The sequence below is a fragment of the Frankia tisae genome (assembly GCF_025403405.1).
GTDB classification, from domain to species: Bacteria; Actinomycetota; Actinomycetes; order Frankiales; family Frankiaceae; genus Frankia; species Frankia tisai.
On record NZ_JANEZT010000151.1, the window covers coordinates 1 to 14,933 of the forward strand.

Sequence of the window (14,933 nt, forward strand, 5' to 3'; positions counted from 1 at the left end):
GGGATGGGGGGCAAGGGATCCTCACTTCGCAGAGCGGACGCCCTCGATGAAAACGATTCTGAAAACGGATGTCAATAAGTCGCCCGGCGACGGTCAGCGGACGAGCGTGGGCTGCTGCTGGGTGATGCAGTGCACGCCACCGCCGTGGCCGAAGATCACCCGGGCGTCCACCGGCTCGACCCGGCGGGTGGGATACAGCCGGGCAAGCAGGGCGAGGGCGTCGGCGTCGCGGGGGTCGTCGAAGACGCCGGCGACGACCAGGTCGTTGGCGACGTAGTAGTTGAGATAGGAGTAGCCGGCCGGGCCCCCGTCGACCTCCAGCACGGTCGGCGCCACGATCTGAACGACCTCCAGCGGGCGGCCGGCGGCGTCACGGCTCGCCCGCAGCAGCGCTGCCAGCTCCCGGGTCGTCGCGTGATCGGGATGAGCCGGGTCGGGCTGGCTGTGCACGGCGACGAGGCCCGGCCGGACGAACGCGGCGACGACATCGACGTGCCCGCGGGTGCCGAACCGGTCGTAGTCGCGGGCCACCCCCCGCGGCAGCCAGATCGCCCTGGTCGTGCCGAGCTGGGCGTGCAGCTCCGCCTCCACTCGGGCGCGGTCCCAGCCGGGATTGCGGTGCGGGTCGAGCTGGACCGTCTCGGTCAGCAGCACGGTGCCGGCGCCGTCGACGGCGATCCCGCCACCCTCGTTCGTCAGCGCCGAGTGGCGCACCGCCGCGCCGGCCCGTTCGGCGACGGTCGTGGCCAGCAGCCGGTCCGCGGCCCAGCTCGCCCACTGCTGGGCGCCCCAGCCGTTGAAGATCCAGTCGACGGCGCCGAGGTGCCGGCCGTCGTCGATCGTGAACGTCGGGCCGCTGTCGCGTACCCAGGCGTCGTCCAGGTCGATCTCGATCACCGTGACGGCGGGCGGGACCAGCCGGGCCGCGGTCGCGCCCTGACCCGGGCCGGCGAGCAGGATGACCGGCTCGTGGCGGCTGATCGTCGCCGCCACCCGGGCCCAGGCGGAGCGGGCCGCGGCGAGGCCGGGGGAGCCTTCCGCGCCGAAGGTGTCGTTCGGGGGTGGGAACGCCATCCAGGTCCGGGTATGCGGCTCCCATTCGGCCGGCATCCGGCGAGCGGCGGGAACGGCGGGCACGCGGGCCATCATTGCAGGCCCGATGCTCGCCACCGGTCCCTGCGGCCATGAGAGCATCGGGGCATGCTGACGATCACCAGCATCGGGACGCCCACCTCGCCGGCCCGGGTGGCGCCGCCGGCGCGCGCGCCGTTGCGGATCGGGGCGGTGCAGCACCGCTGGCATCCCGATCCGGCGGAGCACGCCGCCGCGCTGCGGGCCGGCGCGCTCGCCGCGGCCGAGCTCGGCGCCCAGCTCGTCTGCTTCCAGGAACTGACGCTGTCGCGCTACTTCGCCGACGTGCCACCGGTCGACCAGCCAGCGGTCGACCAGCCAGCGGGGGGCGACCCGGCGGGGGGCGGCGCCGGACCCGCCGCGTTGGCAGAGAGCGTCGAGGACGGGCCGACGCGCACCCTCGCCGCCGGTCTCGCCGCCGAGCTCGACATCGCGGTGCACATGTCGCTGTATGAGCGGGCGGACGGCGCCGACGGGCTGGGCTTCAACACCGCCATCGTCGTCGGCCCGGACGGCGCGCTGCTCGCCCGGACCCGCAAGATGCATATCCCGGTCACCGCTGGCTACCACGAGGACCGGTACTTCCGCCCCGGGCCGGCCGGGGCGGACAGCTTCCCGGTCGTCGAGCTGGAGCAGGGCCGTTTCGGCTTTCCCACCTGCTGGGACCAGTGGTTCCCGGAGCTCGCCCGGGCCTACTCCCTCGCCGGCGCCGACGTCCTCGTGTACCCGACGGCGATCGGCTCCGAGCCCGATCATCCCGACTTCGACACCGAGCCGCTGTGGCACAGCGTGATCGTTGGCAACGGGATTGCCAACGGGACGTTCATGGTCGCGATCAACCGGATCGGGACGGAGGGCGCCCTGACCTTCTACGGCAGCTCGTTCATCAGTGACCCGTACGGCCGGGTGCTGGTCCAGGCGCCCCGCGACGCCCCGGCGGTGCTGGTCGCCGATCTCGACCTCGACCAGCGCAGGGACTGGCTCACCCTGTTCCCGTTCCTCACCACCCGCCGCCCCGACGCCTACCGGGGGCTGGCCGAGCCGCGCGCGGGCAACGCCGACGGCCGCTGACCGAGACTTGCCCGCTTGCCCGCTTGCCCGCTTGCCCGCTTGCCCGCTCGCCCCGGGCACGGTGTGCTGTCTTCGACGGGTCGTAGAACTCTGGCTCGTCGAACCTCTAGAGTGTGGCGGCGTGGAGGCGTCCGCCGGACCGGTAGCGCGCGGCCTGCGGGCCGGCGTGTTCGCCGCGGTGTGCGTCGCGCTCAGCGTGATTGCACACGTCGTCGCGCAGGGGTCTGCCCCGGACCCGTGGGTGCTGCTCGCGGGTCTCGCGGCGGTCGGCGCGGTCGCCGCCGCCTGCGCCGGCCGGGCCCCCTCGCTGCCGCTCGTCGCCGGGCTGATGACGGCCACGCAGGCCGGGCTCCATGCCGCCTTCACCGCCTGGCCCGGCACCGCGCCCGCGCCCGACCTGTCACGGCTGCTGTGCGCCGCGCCCGGCACCCACGCCGTCCACGCCGCCGCAGCGACGGCATTGCTGCGCCGCGACGGCCTGCTCGCAGGCGCCGGCGGTGCGGCAGCCCGGCCGTCGCTGATGCACGCGGGGATGACGCACGGCGGCGGGATGCTCGCCATGTCCGGCGCCCACCTGCTGGTCGCGGTGCTGACCGCGTGGTGGCTGCGGCGGGTCGACACGGCCGTCGGCGTCGCCGGCGCCCTCGTCGGGATGCTGGCCCACAGTCTGCGCAGGCTGTTCGGGCCGTGGGCCGTCGCGGCCCCGGCGCCACCGGCTGTCCGCCGCCGGATTGCCGCCGCGGTGCCGCCCGCCGGCTGGCGAGGCCGGGCCGGGCTGCGCCACAGCGTCGTGCGACGCGGCCCCCCGCGGCTGGCCTGACCCGAGCGCCGACGTCCCTGCGATGACGGGCCGGCGTCTCGCCTGCCTGCCCGCGTCCCGCGCGGGACCTCGCCTCCGCGCGCCCTGTCCGCGCGCCCACACATCATGGAGTTCTCATGCCAGCCGGAGTACCGCTCCGCCTCACCCCCCGACGGGCCAGGGCCGCGTCGGCGCTGACCGCCGTCGGGCTCGCCGCCACGGTCGCACTGGGGGCGTGTTCCGGCGGCGGGTCCGCGGGAACCGGGAGCGCCGCAGTGATCGTCGATGGCGCCGCGACGGCCGGACCGGGGGTGCGCGGCACGACGCTCGGCGCGCCGGTCGACCTGCCCGACCTGCACCTGACCGACACCACCGGCCGTCCCTACGACCTGCGCGCCCACGCCCCGGGACGGCTCACCCTGCTGTTCTTCGGCTACACCCACTGCCCGGACATCTGCCCCACCACGATGGCGGATCTGGCGGCTGCCCTCACCCAGGTCTCCTCGGACGTTCGCCGGCAAACATCGGTGATCTTCGTGACCTCGGATCCGCAGCGGGACACCCCGCCGGTGATCCGGCACTGGCTCGACTCCTTCGACAGCGGCTTCGTCGGGCTCACCGGGGAGCTGACGACCATCGACGCGGCCGCCCGTTCGGTCGGGGTGCCGCTGGAGCCGCCGCGCCGCCAGGCCGACGGGAGCTGGATCGTCGACCACGGCGCGCAGGTCCTCGCCTTCGGCCCGGACCGGCGGGCGCGGATTGTCTACACGGCGGGTACCCCGGTAGCCGACTACGCCCACGACCTTCCGCTGCTGCTGAGGAGCACCGCGTGAGCGGCGGCGAGACGCCGAGCGGGGCCGGGCCGGGCGAACCGCCCGCCGGCCCGCCCACCGCGGCCGCGGATCACCGCCCCGGACTGCACCGGCGTCGGGTACTCGCCGGCGCCGGCCTGTTCGGCCTCGGCGCCGGTGCCGGGGCGGGCGCGGCCCTGGGGACACAGGGGCTGCTTCCCGAGCGGGCCAACCCTGTCGCGGCGGCTCGCCGGGCGGCGCTGGCTCCCGTGGTGGGCGACGGCCGTCATCAGCCGGGCATCGCCGAGCGCGCCCCCGCCCAGCTGGTGTTCACCGCCTACGACCTGACGGCGACCGATCCGGCGGCGGCCCGGGCGGCGCTCGGCGCGGTGCTGCGGGCGTGGACGGACGGTGGCCGGGCGCTGATGCGCGGCGTTCCCGAGGCCGGCACGTCCCGGGCCGGTGTTCCCCAGGCGGGCGTTGCCCAGGCCGAGATCGGCCGGGAGGCCGCGGGCCTGGGGCCGGCGGGACTGACGGTGACGGTGGGGATCGGTGCGTCGGCGCTGCGCCGGAGTGGGCTCAACGCGCGGATCCCCGGGGCGCTCGCCGACATCCCGCCGCTGCCCGGCGACCGGCTGGAGGCGGCCCGCGGCGGCGGGGACCTCGCCGTCCAGGTCTGCGCCGAGGATCCCCTGGTCGCGTTCGCCGCGGCGCGGCAGCTCGGCAGGCTCGCCGCCGGCCGGACCCGGCCCCGCTGGGCGCAGCGCGGGTTCCACCGCACCGCGGCGGCCGCCACCGACCCGACGGCCACCCCGCGCAACCTGATGGGTCAGCTCGACGGCACGAACAATCCGCGGCCGGGCTCGGCCCAGTTCGACCTCGCCGTGTGGGCCGCCGGGGGTCCCGCCTGGATGCGCGGCGGGACCTACCTGGTGTGCCGCCGGATCCGGATGCTGCTGGACAGCTGGGAGCGGCTGACCGAGGACGCCCGCGGCGAGGTCGTCGGGCGCCGGATCGACGACGGGGCGCCGCTGTCCGCCCTGTCCGCGGCCGCCGGGGGCGGCGAGGACACGGCGGCGGACTTCGCCGCCCGCGGCCCGGACGGCCGGCCCCTGATCGCCGAGAACGCCCACGTCCGCCTGTCCAACCCGCAGTTCCACAGCGGGATCGCCATGTTCCGCCGCGGCTACTCCTACGACGACGGCCTCGACGCCGCCGGGGAGCCCGACGCCGGACTGTTCTTCCTGGCATTCCAGGCCGATCCGCGCACGTCGTTCGTCCCGGTGCAACGCACCCTCGCGGCCTCCGACGCGCTGAACACGTTCATCCGGCACACGTCCAGTGCGCTGTTCGCCGTCCCGCCGACCGCGCCGACCGACGGCTACCTCGGCCAGCGACTCGTCGAGGAGGCGTGAGACGGCTCAGTGTGGTTCGCGACGGCTCAGCGTGGTTCGCGACGGCTCAGTGCTCGGCAGTCAGGGACGCCAGCGCGTGGGCGTACCGCTTCGCGCAGTACGGCGCGGGATGGATGAAGTCGACGATGCACCGGTGGCCGTCGAGCTCGGTGTTGAAGGCCATCGCCGGATGGATCGCCCGCGCCGCCCGCTCCGAGTAACGCACCCGGCCCGCGGACTCGGCGGCGAGCTCCCGGTACAGGTCGTTGAGCCGGGCGCTGCCCAGCATCCAGCCTGGCAGTCGGGAGGCCGGCGTCGTCCAGTCGACCTGGCCGGACGTGCTGTTGAACGAGGACGGTACGGCCGCCGCCAGCACGATCCGGGTCACTCCATGGCGCAGGTACCAGTCGATCTGCGCGGTCAGCTCGGTCCGGTAGGTGGCGACGAGCTGGGTGCCGACGAGGCCGCCGGGGTTGTTGCCGTTCCAGTTCAGCACCACGGTCCGTGGTCGGCCCGCCGTCGCCAGATCGTCGGAGATCAACGGCGAGGATGCGTCGGCGTAGACGCCGGGGCCGAGCCCCGGGAAACCGACGAGATGCACCGGGCCGGTGTCGGTGGCCCGGGCGGCCACGGTGACCAGGGAGTCGCCGACCACCAGGGCGGGTTGCCGGGGTCCGCCGCCGCCGCCCGGCCGGCCGGCGCCGAGGAACGCCGCGACCGCGAGCGCGGCCAGCACGACGAGGGTCAGCCACGACCTGGCCCCGCCGCGGGCGGTTTCCGGCGCGGGGGAGAAGGGCCGATGCGTCCGGGCATTCGGCTCCGGCCGCGGGTGAGAAGATCCGCCGCGTGCGGATCGGTGAGGGTTCGACGAAATCTCGGGACCTTCTTTCCGTCCGGGGCGTCGGTGGCCGTTGCCGAGATGTTTCGTTTTTGGATTACCCCGGAGCGTCCCGATAAACCGGTTGACCGTGTGCGCAACACCGCCCGCCGTCGCTCATCGGGAGAAGGGCCCGAAGAACCGGAATCCGTTGATAAAAGCCCGCGCGGCGCCGGCCCGGTGGAAAGGGGTTCGCTCAGCGGGGGGAGTGGCTGCGTTGGGCGTTCAGTGTCGCCACCGTCGGGACGAGATCGCCGATCGTGGTGAAGTCGGTCGCGAGGAACGTCGGGGTGAGCCCGGCCTGTTCACAGCGGCGCAGGTGGGCGAGCAGGACGGGTTCCCGATTGACCGCGTCGGCGTCGGTTCGGCCCGGATCGTCCCCGTCCACCCAGTGGTTGACCAGCAGTATCTGCGCGGTGCGCGAGCCGCGCCCCACCCGGCAGGTGAACCACGTCGGGGAGGGCACGTCGAACGGGGTGTCCGCCCCGTACCGGAAGAACCGCCGGTACCAGCTCTTCGGGACGTCCGCGTTCTCGGCGAAGACCACCAGCCGGCGGTCGGTCGCCACCAGGTGCCCCAGGGTCGGCCAGCGTCCGTGCGGGTCCGCGGGCGGCGTCACGATCCGGTGCACCAGACCGGCCCGGCGGAAGGCGGCGATCACCTCCCCTGGCGGCACGGAGTCCTGCAGGATCAGCGTCACGACCTCGGACGGGTTACGCGCCAGCCACCCGTCGACCGCGTGCAGGGCCGTGTCCAGGGACAGCGCGCCGAGCTGGCACACGCTGTGGCACAGCCACAGGCCGGGCCGGGTGGAGCGGGCGCCCCGGACCAGCGGTTCCAGCGCGTCGCGTTCCCGCGGGCGCAGGCGTGCCAGGAAGGTCTCCACCTGCGTCGGCGTCGTCCAGTGCTGCACGTCGAGCAGCAGCGCCCGCACGCCGGTGTCAAGCTGGCCGACGAGGTCCGGGTCCTGCGTCGCCCCGACGAAGTCGTCGGTGCTGGAGGCCATCGCGTTGTGGCTGGCGGCGTACACCGCCTTGTCGTAGCGCAGGGCGCACAGGGCCCGGCTGCCGTTGCAGCTCGTCGCCTCCCCGCCGAAGTGTGCCGGCGTCGCCAGCGACGAGGAGCTCAGCAGCACCGCCGCGGACAGCGCCAGGATCACCGAGCGGCGGCGGTTGAACGGCCGCCGTCGGCGCCGCACGAGCAGGCCGACGAGCCCGAGCAGGCACCCGGCCAGCACCACCCCCGCGGCCACCTGTTCCCACCCGGCGCGGATCCGGTCGATCATGGTTCCCTGCAGGTCGTGCAGCAGGTCCCGCACCCGCAGGGGCAGGGTCGGGTTGGCGCCGACGATGCCCGCGGTCGGGTCGCCGACCAGGGTGGGCAGCAGCAGCCCGAGCAGCAGCGCGGCGGCCCCGCCGACCACCATGCCCCCAGCGACCAGCAGCATCGTGTCGCCGCGCCTCCAGCGGGCGTGCTGCGCGGCGAGCAGGACCGCCAGCACGGCCATGGCCGCGAGCAGCGCCCCCAGGGTGGCCGTGCCCCAGCGGCCCAGCTCGTGGAGCGCGTGCAGCAGGCCCACGCCGGCCGACTCGTGCGCGCGGGCCAGCGGGGCGCCCAGGTCGAGCTGGTCACCGGCCAACCGCCGGCGCAGGTCCGTCAGGGCCGCCTCGTCGCCCTGGAACAGCATGGGCCCGACCACGGCGAGCGCGGCGGGCACCTTTCCCTGCCGCAGCAGTCCGCCGACCCGGTCGCCGACCCGGGCCCGCTCGGCGGCCGGGAGCCGGGCCAGCAGCGCCGAGCCGATCTGGTCGGCCTGCTCGTCGGTCAGGTCCATCGTCGGGATCCCGGCGGGACGGCGTCCCTGCGCCATCTGGTCGAGCCCGCCGACCAGGATGCCGGTGACGGTGGCGACGTCGTGGGCCTGGAAGGTCGGCGTGCCCGAAATCTGCCCGGCCAGGTAGATGGTGGCGAGCTTCGCGATCGCCGCGAACATCGGGCGAAGGTCGACGCTGAGCGTCAACGTCGGCCGCTGGCCGCCGAGATAGCCCGAAATCTGCGTGCTGAGGGTGTTCACAGCGCCGCGCACCGCGGGGGCCGGCGCGACGAGGCGCAGGTTGTCGACGACGACGCCCGCAGGGACGGGTAGCCCGGCGAGCAGATCCCGGGTTACCCCGGCGACGGCGGGGTCGGCCAGCACCTCGTCATAAAGCCGGCGGTAGACGTCGGTCTCGTCCACAGCCTGCCGGTAGTAGTCGGCGCGCTGGACGGTCAGGTTGGCCGTCAGCGCCACGACCGCCACCGGCCAGCACAGCAGCGCGGTGATCAGTGCGAGGACGATCCCTGCCCGCGCGCGCCGCCTGGCTGCGGGGAGGACATCGAGGCGGCGCACCGTCGGGACATGCCCGGTCGGGATCGCCCCGATGCCGCCACGGCACCGGGGTCACACTTCGGACCTCGTCGGTGGGTCAACCGGCCACCCCAACCGGCCACCCCGGCTGCTACCCCCGGCTGGCTACCGCTCGACCTGGGTCTTCAGGTCGTACAGCGCGGATTCGACCAGCTTGTCCTCCGCCTTGCGACGCAGCAGGCCGGGGATCGGCACCTTCAGCTCGACTGTCAGGTCGTAGGTCACCTCGGTGCTGCCGTCGCCGAGGTCGGTCAGCGTGTAGCTGCCGTCCAGCGTGCGCACCCGGTCCGACTCGAGCATCGTCCAGGTGACGGAGGTGGGGCCGGCCCAGTCGTAGACGAGGGTGTAGTCCTCCTTGCCGAAGGTCGTCTTCGCCTGGAAACGGGCCTTCGCCGGCAGGCCGGCCGGCGTGGTCTCGATGACCTCCGCCGAGGTGAGCGCATCCGACCAGTCGGGGTAGCGGCTGATGTCGGCGACGACGGCGAGCACTGCCGCGGGCTGCGCCTTGATGACGATCGTGGACGAGACGTGATCGGCCATAATGGCAGGTCCTCCACATATTCCGTGTACGTACGGGATTCGGCGGCAACCATTTGTGGCAGCACGGCCGATCTTTCCTGTCGCGAAACGGAACGTATAAGAACCTGGTGTATCGGTAAACATAAAACACCCGAACGTGTGGAGTTGCGGCCGGCTACGGGTGTTCGACCGGTCACGCGCGTAAAGGCGGCTTTGGCACGGTGGCCTCGGATAACCGTCGCGGACGTGTTCCCTCGGCCCGGCGGCGTTGTTCCGCCAGGCCGAGGGTAAGAATTGGGCAGGTGTTTACTGCAGGTGTTTACAACGGGTCGTAGGCGAGGTTGGGGCGCAGCCAGCGCTCGACGTCGCCGACGCCGAGACCGCGCCGACGGGCGTAGTCGGCGACCTGGTCCCGGCCGATGCGCCCGACCGTGAAGTACTTCGACTCCGGATGGGCGAAGACGATCCCGCTGACGGCCGACGCCGGGGTCATCGCGAACGACTCGGTCAGGCCCAGGCCCACCTGGCCGGCGTCGAGCAGGTCGAACAGCGCCTGCTTCTCGCTGTGGTCGGGGCTGGCCGGGTAGCCGAGCGCCGGGCGGATGCCGCGGAAGCGCTCCGCATGCAGGTCCGCGAGGCTCGGCTCGGCGTCCGGTTCGAACCACTCCCGGCGCGCGGCGAGGTGGATGTACTCGGCGAACGCCTCCGCGAGTCGGTCCGCGAGCGCCTTCGCCATGATCGACCGATAGTCGTCCTGGTGGGCCTCGAACTCGGCGGCGAGCTTGTCCGCGCCGTGGATGGCCACGGCGAAGCCGCCGAGGTGGTCGCCGTCGGGCGCGACGTAGTCGGCGAGGCTGCGGTTCGGCCGGCCGGCCGGCTTGGTCGTCTGCTGGCGCAGCATCGGTAGCCGCAGCAGCCCGTCGCGGGCGCCCGCCACCGCACCGGCCTCGATCACCAGGTCGTCGCCGTCGGCGTGGGCAGGCCAGAAGCCGTAGACGCCCTTCGCCTGCAGGCCGCCGTCCTTGATGATCTGGTCGAGCAGCACGTTCGCCTCTTCGTACAGCTCGCGGGCGACCGGCTGGTCAAGGATCGCGGGGAACTTGCCCTTCAGCTCCCAGGCGAGGAAGAAGAACTGCCAGTCGATCATCTCGCGTAGCGCGGCGAGGTCCGGGGTGACGACGCGGCGCCCGGTGAAGGCGGGGACGGGCAGCTCGTCGAAGGAGACCTGCTCCCGGTTGGCCCGCGCCTGCTCCAGGTCGAGCAGCGGCTGCGCCCGGCGGTTTTCGTGCTGCTCGCGCAGCTTGGCCTGCTCGGCCCGGTTGCGGGTGTCGAGCTGCTCGGCCCGGTCGGCGTCGAGCAGGTCCGAGACCACCCCGACGACGCGGGAGGCATCGAGCACGTGGACGGTGGTCGACTCGTAGGCGGGGGCGATGCGCACCGCGGTGTGCTGGCGCGAGGTGGTGGCGCCGCCGATGAGCAGCGGCAGGTTCAGCCCACGGCGCTGCATCTCGGCGGCGACCGCGACCATCTCGTCCAGCGACGGCGTGATCAGGCCGGACAGGCCGACCGCGTCCGCGCCCTCGGCGACGGCGGTGTCGAGGATGACCTTCGCGGGGACCATCACGCCGAGGTCGATCACCTCGTAGTTGTTGCAGCCGAGGACGACCCCGACGATGTTCTTGCCGATGTCGTGCACGTCGCCCTTGACGGTGGCGAGCACGACCTTGCCGTTGCCGCGCCGCGCCGCCGGGGCGTTCCCGTCGAGGGCGGCCTGCGCCTTCTCGGCCTCCATGTACGGCTCCAGGTACGCCACCGAGCGCTTCATCACCCGCGCGCTCTTGACCACCTGCGGCAGGAACATCTTCCCTGCGCCGAACAGGTCACCGACGATCTTCATGCCGTCCATCAGCGGGCCCTCGATCACGTCGAGGGGGCGCGTGGCCTGCGCCCGCGCCTCCTCCGTGTCGGCCTCGATGAAGTCGACGATGCCGTGCACGAGGGCATGGGAAAGCCGCTGCGCGACCGGCGCCTCCCGCCAGGCCAGGTCCACCACCCGCTGGGTGCCCTTGCCGTTGACCGTCTCGGCGAAGGCGACGAGCCGGTCGGTGGCGTCCTCACGCCGGTCGAACAGCACGTCCTCGACGAGTTCGAGCAGATCGGCGGGGATGTCGGCGTAGACGGCGAGCTGGCCGGCGTTGACGATGCCCATGTCGAGCCCGGCGCGCACCGCGTGGAGCAGGAACGCCGAGTGCATCGCCTCGCGGACGACGTCGTTGCCGCGGAAGGAGAACGACAGGTTCGAGATGCCGCCGCTGATCCGCACCCCCGGGCAGCGCTGCTTGATCAGCGGCAGTGCGTCGAGGAACGCCTTGGCGTAGCCGTTGTGCTCGGGGATGCCGGTGGCCACGGCGAGCACGTTCGGGTCGAAGATGATGTCGGTGGCGGGGAAGCCGATCTTCTGCGTGAGCAGGTCGTAGGCGCGCCCGCAGATCGCCACCTTGCGCTCGGTGGTGTCCGCCTGGCCCTTCTCGTCGAAGGCCATGACGACGACGCCGGCGCCGAAGTCGCGGATGCGCCGGGCGTGGCCGAGGAAGACCTCCTCGCCCTCCTTGAGGCTGATCGAGTTGACCACGCCCTTGCCCTGCACGCAGCGCAGCCCGGCCTCCAGCACGCTCCACCGCGAGCTGTCGATCATGATCGGCAGGCGGGCGGCCTCCGGCTCGGTGGCCAGCAGGTTCAGGAACGTCGTCATCGCCTGCTCGCTGTCGAGCAGATCGGCGTCCATGTTGACGTCGAGCAGGTTCGCCCCGCCGCGCACCTGCTCCAGGGCCACGTCGACGGCTGCCTGGTAGTTGTCGGCCTCGACGAGGCGGCGGAAACGCGCCGAGCCGGTCACGTTGGTCCGCTCGCCGATCATGACGAAGCCGGTGTCCTCGCCGATCTCGAACGGCTCCAGGCCGCTGAACCGGGTTCGCGGTGCGGGCGCCGGCACCTGCCGCGGCGCCGTCCCCTGCACGGCGGCGGCGATCTGAGCGATGTGCGCCGGCGTCGTCCCGCAGCAGCCGCCGACGATGTTGACCATCCCGGCGGCGGCGAACTCGCCGATCAGCCGGCCGGCCTCCGCCGGGGTCTGGTCGTAGCCGCCGAAGGCGTTGGGCAGCCCGGCGTTCGGATGACAGGCGGTGTAGGTGCCGGCGATGCGCGACAGCGCCTCCACATGGGGACGCATCTCCTCGGCACCCAGCGAGCAGTTCACGCCGACGACCAGCGGGTTCGCGTGGGCGATGGAGCTCCAGAACGCCTCCACCGTCTGCCCCGACAGCGTCCGCCCGGACAGGTCGACGATCGTCACCGAGATCCACAGCGGCAGCTGCGGGGCGACCTCGCGGGCCGCGGCGATCGCGGCCTTCGCGTTCAGCGTGTCGAAGATCGTCTCAATGAGCAGCAGGTCGACCCCGCCGTCGGCGAGGGCCTGGATCTGCTCGGCGTAGGCGGCGCGGACCTGGTCGAAGGTCACCGCCCGGTAGGCCGGATCCTCCACCCGCGGGGACAGCGACAGCGTCACGTTCAGCGGGCCGATGGAACCGGCGACGAACCGCCCGCCCGCCTCGTCCGCGGCCTGCCGGGCAAGACGGGCGCCGCGCAGGTTCATCTCCCGGACCAGCGACTCCAGGCCGTAGTCGGCCTGGCCGATGCTCGTCGCGGTGAACGTGTTCGTCGTCGTGATGTCCGCGCCCGCGGCCAGGTACTGCCGGTGCACGTCGAGGATGACGTCCGGGCGGGTCAGGTTGAGCAGGTCCGGGTCGCCGGCGACATCCCTGGGATGGTCACGCAGCGAGTCGAGCTGGTAATCCGCCGGGGTGAGGCCGGCGTTCTGCAGCATCGTGCCCCAGGCGCCGTCCAGGACGACCACCCGTCGCGCCAGCAGCTCCCGCAGCGCGGCCGCGCTGCCATGGGTGCGGGGGCGACCCGCCACCTCACCGACGGACGTGATTCCAGCCATGAGACACCTCCCTGTCGTGGGAGGCGCCCTTACCGATCGGTACGGGCCGAGCGTGGCGGACCTGGGCCCGTTGCAGCGCCTCTCGACCTGACATCGACGATACCGTGCCATCGTGATCACTTCGCGCGGGCTCGAGCGGCTTAGTCCGCCCGTACTTCCACCAGATGGGTGTCGGTGTTGAACTCGGCGAGCACGAGGCGGTCGCTGTCCCGGGAGAACCGGGTGATTCCGGCGTTGAGAATCCCGCCCGCGGTGGCGATCCGACCCAACTCGTCGTTGGACAGACCCTCGATGAGCTGGCGCAGCATGACCACGACCGCGTCGTGCGCGACGACGAGAACCCGCCGGTCGGCGTGCTCGCGGTTCAGATCGGTCAGCAGCGAGCCGAGGCGCAGGGCGATGTCCGGGAAGTTCTCCCCGCCCGGCGGGCGGTAGTTCCACTGCCCGACCGCGCGGCGGCGCTCGGCCTCGGCGGGAAAGCGGGCATCGATCGCCGCCCGGGTCATCAACTCGAACCGGCCCATCAGCCGGTCCACCAACCGGTCGTCGAACGTCGGCGCCGGCAGGGCCAGGCCCGCGGCGGCCGCAGCCTCGGCGGCGATCGCGTAGGTTCGCCGGGCCCGCAGGTAGGGGGAGCAGATGACGACCTCGGGGGGCCGCACGATCGGCGGGTCGGCGGCCAGCGCCCGGCCGAGCGCCGCGGCCTGCGCGGCCCCCAGCGCCGTCAGCTCGACGTCGGCGTCGCGGCCCGTCACCCCCGCGTCGATGCGCCCCGCCTCCCGCGCCGCCACGAACGCGACGTTCGCGACGCTCTGCCCGTGCCGTACCGCCGTCAGCTCGGCGACCAGACCGTCGTCCACGCCCACATCCACACCCACCCCCGCCTCGGCACCCTGACCTGCACGACCATCCCACAACACGCCGGCCAGGTGTCCCGATCGCGCGCCGTCACCCCGCGGGGGCCGGCCCCTCGCCCGGCCCGGTCCCGGTTGGCGGGCGGAAGGCGTCGAGGATGAGGCGGGTGAACCGGAGCCGGCTGTCGACGTCCTGCTGACCGGTTTCGACCAGGCGCTGGGCGCAGCCCGACATCATCGTGCGCAGGTCGGCGGGGGTGACGTCGAGGCGGACCGCCCCGGCTTGCTGCGCGCGTACGACCACCTGGTCGACGATCGCGGTGATGTGCTCGATCTGGATCTCCGCGCTGGCGAGGGTCCGGGTGCGCATCACATCCTGGACGAGCCGGTTCGCGACGATCCGGTCGAGCCAGCTGGTGATCAGCAGCCGAAATCCGTCGGCCGGATCGGGGTTGTGCAACGCGGCCGTGGCGATGGTGTCGAACCAGTGGAGCTGGCGTTCCATGACGGCGGTCAGCAGCTCGCCGCGGCTGGGGAAGTTGCGGTAGACGGTCGCCTTGCCGACGCCGGCCCGGGCGGCCACGTCCGGCACCGTCGCCGCTAACCCGAGCTCCGAGAACACCTCGACCGCGGCCCGCACGACCCGCTCGTGGTTACGCCGAGCGTCCGATCTGCGAATCTCGGACGTTGTCACGGGACCATTGCAGCACATCGCCCGGTTCCGGACCCCGCCTCAGACCCCGCCGCGGGCCCGGGACCGGCCGGCCGGACAGGGCCAGCGCGGCGAGGCCGGCGACGAGGGCGACGAGGGCGACACCGCGAACGTCGTGTCCTGCCACCCGCGGGCACTTCAGGAACGCCGGACGAGCAGGAACGCCGGACGAGCAGGGAGCGCGGACGGTCAGCGTGACCAGTCGCTGAGGGCTTCCAGGTGGCGCCGCATCCGGTGCCGGGCGAGTCCGCGGTCGCCGACGATGATGGCGTCGATGATTCCCCGGTGCGCGGTCCGGGCGTCGCACACGGGCTGACCGCACCCGCCGGTCGCCGGTTCGCCTGCGGGGGCCGCGCCGCCTGCGGGGGCCGCGGG

The 14,933-nt window shown here is 73.2% G+C and carries 11 protein-coding genes and 1 pseudogene; 4 read left to right on the top strand and 8 right to left on the bottom strand.

Going from position 1 to position 14,933, the window contains the following annotated elements; translation table 11 throughout:
• Positions 1-93: 93 nt before the first annotated feature.
• Positions 94-1,146 (bottom strand): agmatine deiminase family protein, encoded by a 1,053-nt coding sequence (locus tag NBZ85_RS15830; protein ID WP_261562133.1) that lies wholly within the window; start codon positions 1,144-1,146, stop codon positions 94-96.
• 54 nt (positions 1,147-1,200) lie between these two features.
• Between NBZ85_RS15830 and NBZ85_RS15835 the strand changes: the two genes are divergently transcribed.
• From NBZ85_RS15835 to NBZ85_RS15850, 4 genes are all read left to right on the top strand, one after another.
• A complete protein-coding gene (locus NBZ85_RS15835) occupies positions 1,201-2,202 on the top strand; it encodes a nitrilase-related carbon-nitrogen hydrolase (RefSeq protein WP_261557669.1) in 1,002 nt (333 codons plus the stop codon).
• Positions 2,203-2,323: 121 nt separating this feature from the next.
• A complete protein-coding gene (locus tag NBZ85_RS15840; RefSeq protein WP_261557670.1) occupies positions 2,324-3,022 on the top strand; it encodes a hypothetical protein in 699 nt (232 codons plus the stop codon).
• 116 nt (positions 3,023-3,138) lie between these two features.
• Positions 3,139-3,834, top strand: coding sequence for an SCO family protein (locus NBZ85_RS15845; protein ID WP_261562129.1), 696 nt, complete (start codon positions 3,139-3,141; stop codon positions 3,832-3,834).
• Complete coding sequence (locus NBZ85_RS15850) at positions 3,831-5,207, top strand: Dyp-type peroxidase (protein ID WP_261562130.1); 1,377 nt, start codon at positions 3,831-3,833, stop codon at positions 5,205-5,207. Before NBZ85_RS15845 ends, NBZ85_RS15850 begins: the two co-directional genes overlap by 4 nt.
• Positions 5,208-5,253: 46 nt before the next feature.
• Here NBZ85_RS15850 and NBZ85_RS15855 read toward each other — a convergent pair whose 3' ends face one another.
• From NBZ85_RS15855 to NBZ85_RS15885, 7 genes and pseudogenes are all read right to left on the bottom strand, one after another.
• Positions 5,254-5,922: a hypothetical protein gene (locus NBZ85_RS15855; protein WP_261557673.1), complete on the bottom strand. Its 669-nt coding sequence runs from the start codon at positions 5,920-5,922 to the stop codon at positions 5,254-5,256.
• A 337-nt stretch (positions 5,923-6,259) separates the two neighbouring features.
• Complete coding sequence (locus NBZ85_RS15860; RefSeq protein WP_261557674.1) at positions 6,260-8,452, bottom strand: PI-PLC domain-containing protein; 2,193 nt, start codon at positions 8,450-8,452, stop codon at positions 6,260-6,262.
• Positions 8,453-8,575: 123 nt separating this feature from the next.
• Positions 8,576-9,010 (bottom strand): SRPBCC family protein, encoded by a 435-nt coding sequence (locus NBZ85_RS15865; protein ID WP_163552091.1) that lies wholly within the window; start codon positions 9,008-9,010, stop codon positions 8,576-8,578.
• A gap of 298 nt (positions 9,011-9,308) precedes the next feature.
• On the bottom strand, positions 9,309-12,992 hold the full coding sequence (metH, locus tag NBZ85_RS15870) for a methionine synthase (protein ID WP_261557679.1): 3,684 nt from the start codon (positions 12,990-12,992) through the stop codon (positions 9,309-9,311).
• Positions 12,993-13,132: 140 nt separating this feature from the next.
• Positions 13,133-13,852, bottom strand: coding sequence for a histidine phosphatase family protein (locus NBZ85_RS15875; protein WP_261562131.1), 720 nt, complete (start codon positions 13,850-13,852; stop codon positions 13,133-13,135).
• A gap of 88 nt (positions 13,853-13,940) precedes the next feature.
• Positions 13,941-14,486 (bottom strand): TetR/AcrR family transcriptional regulator, encoded by a 546-nt coding sequence (locus tag NBZ85_RS15880; RefSeq protein WP_261562132.1) that lies wholly within the window; start codon positions 14,484-14,486, stop codon positions 13,941-13,943.
• A gap of 261 nt (positions 14,487-14,747) precedes the next feature.
• A pseudogene (locus NBZ85_RS15885) lies at positions 14,748-14,933 on the bottom strand (hypothetical protein); the annotation flags it as partial.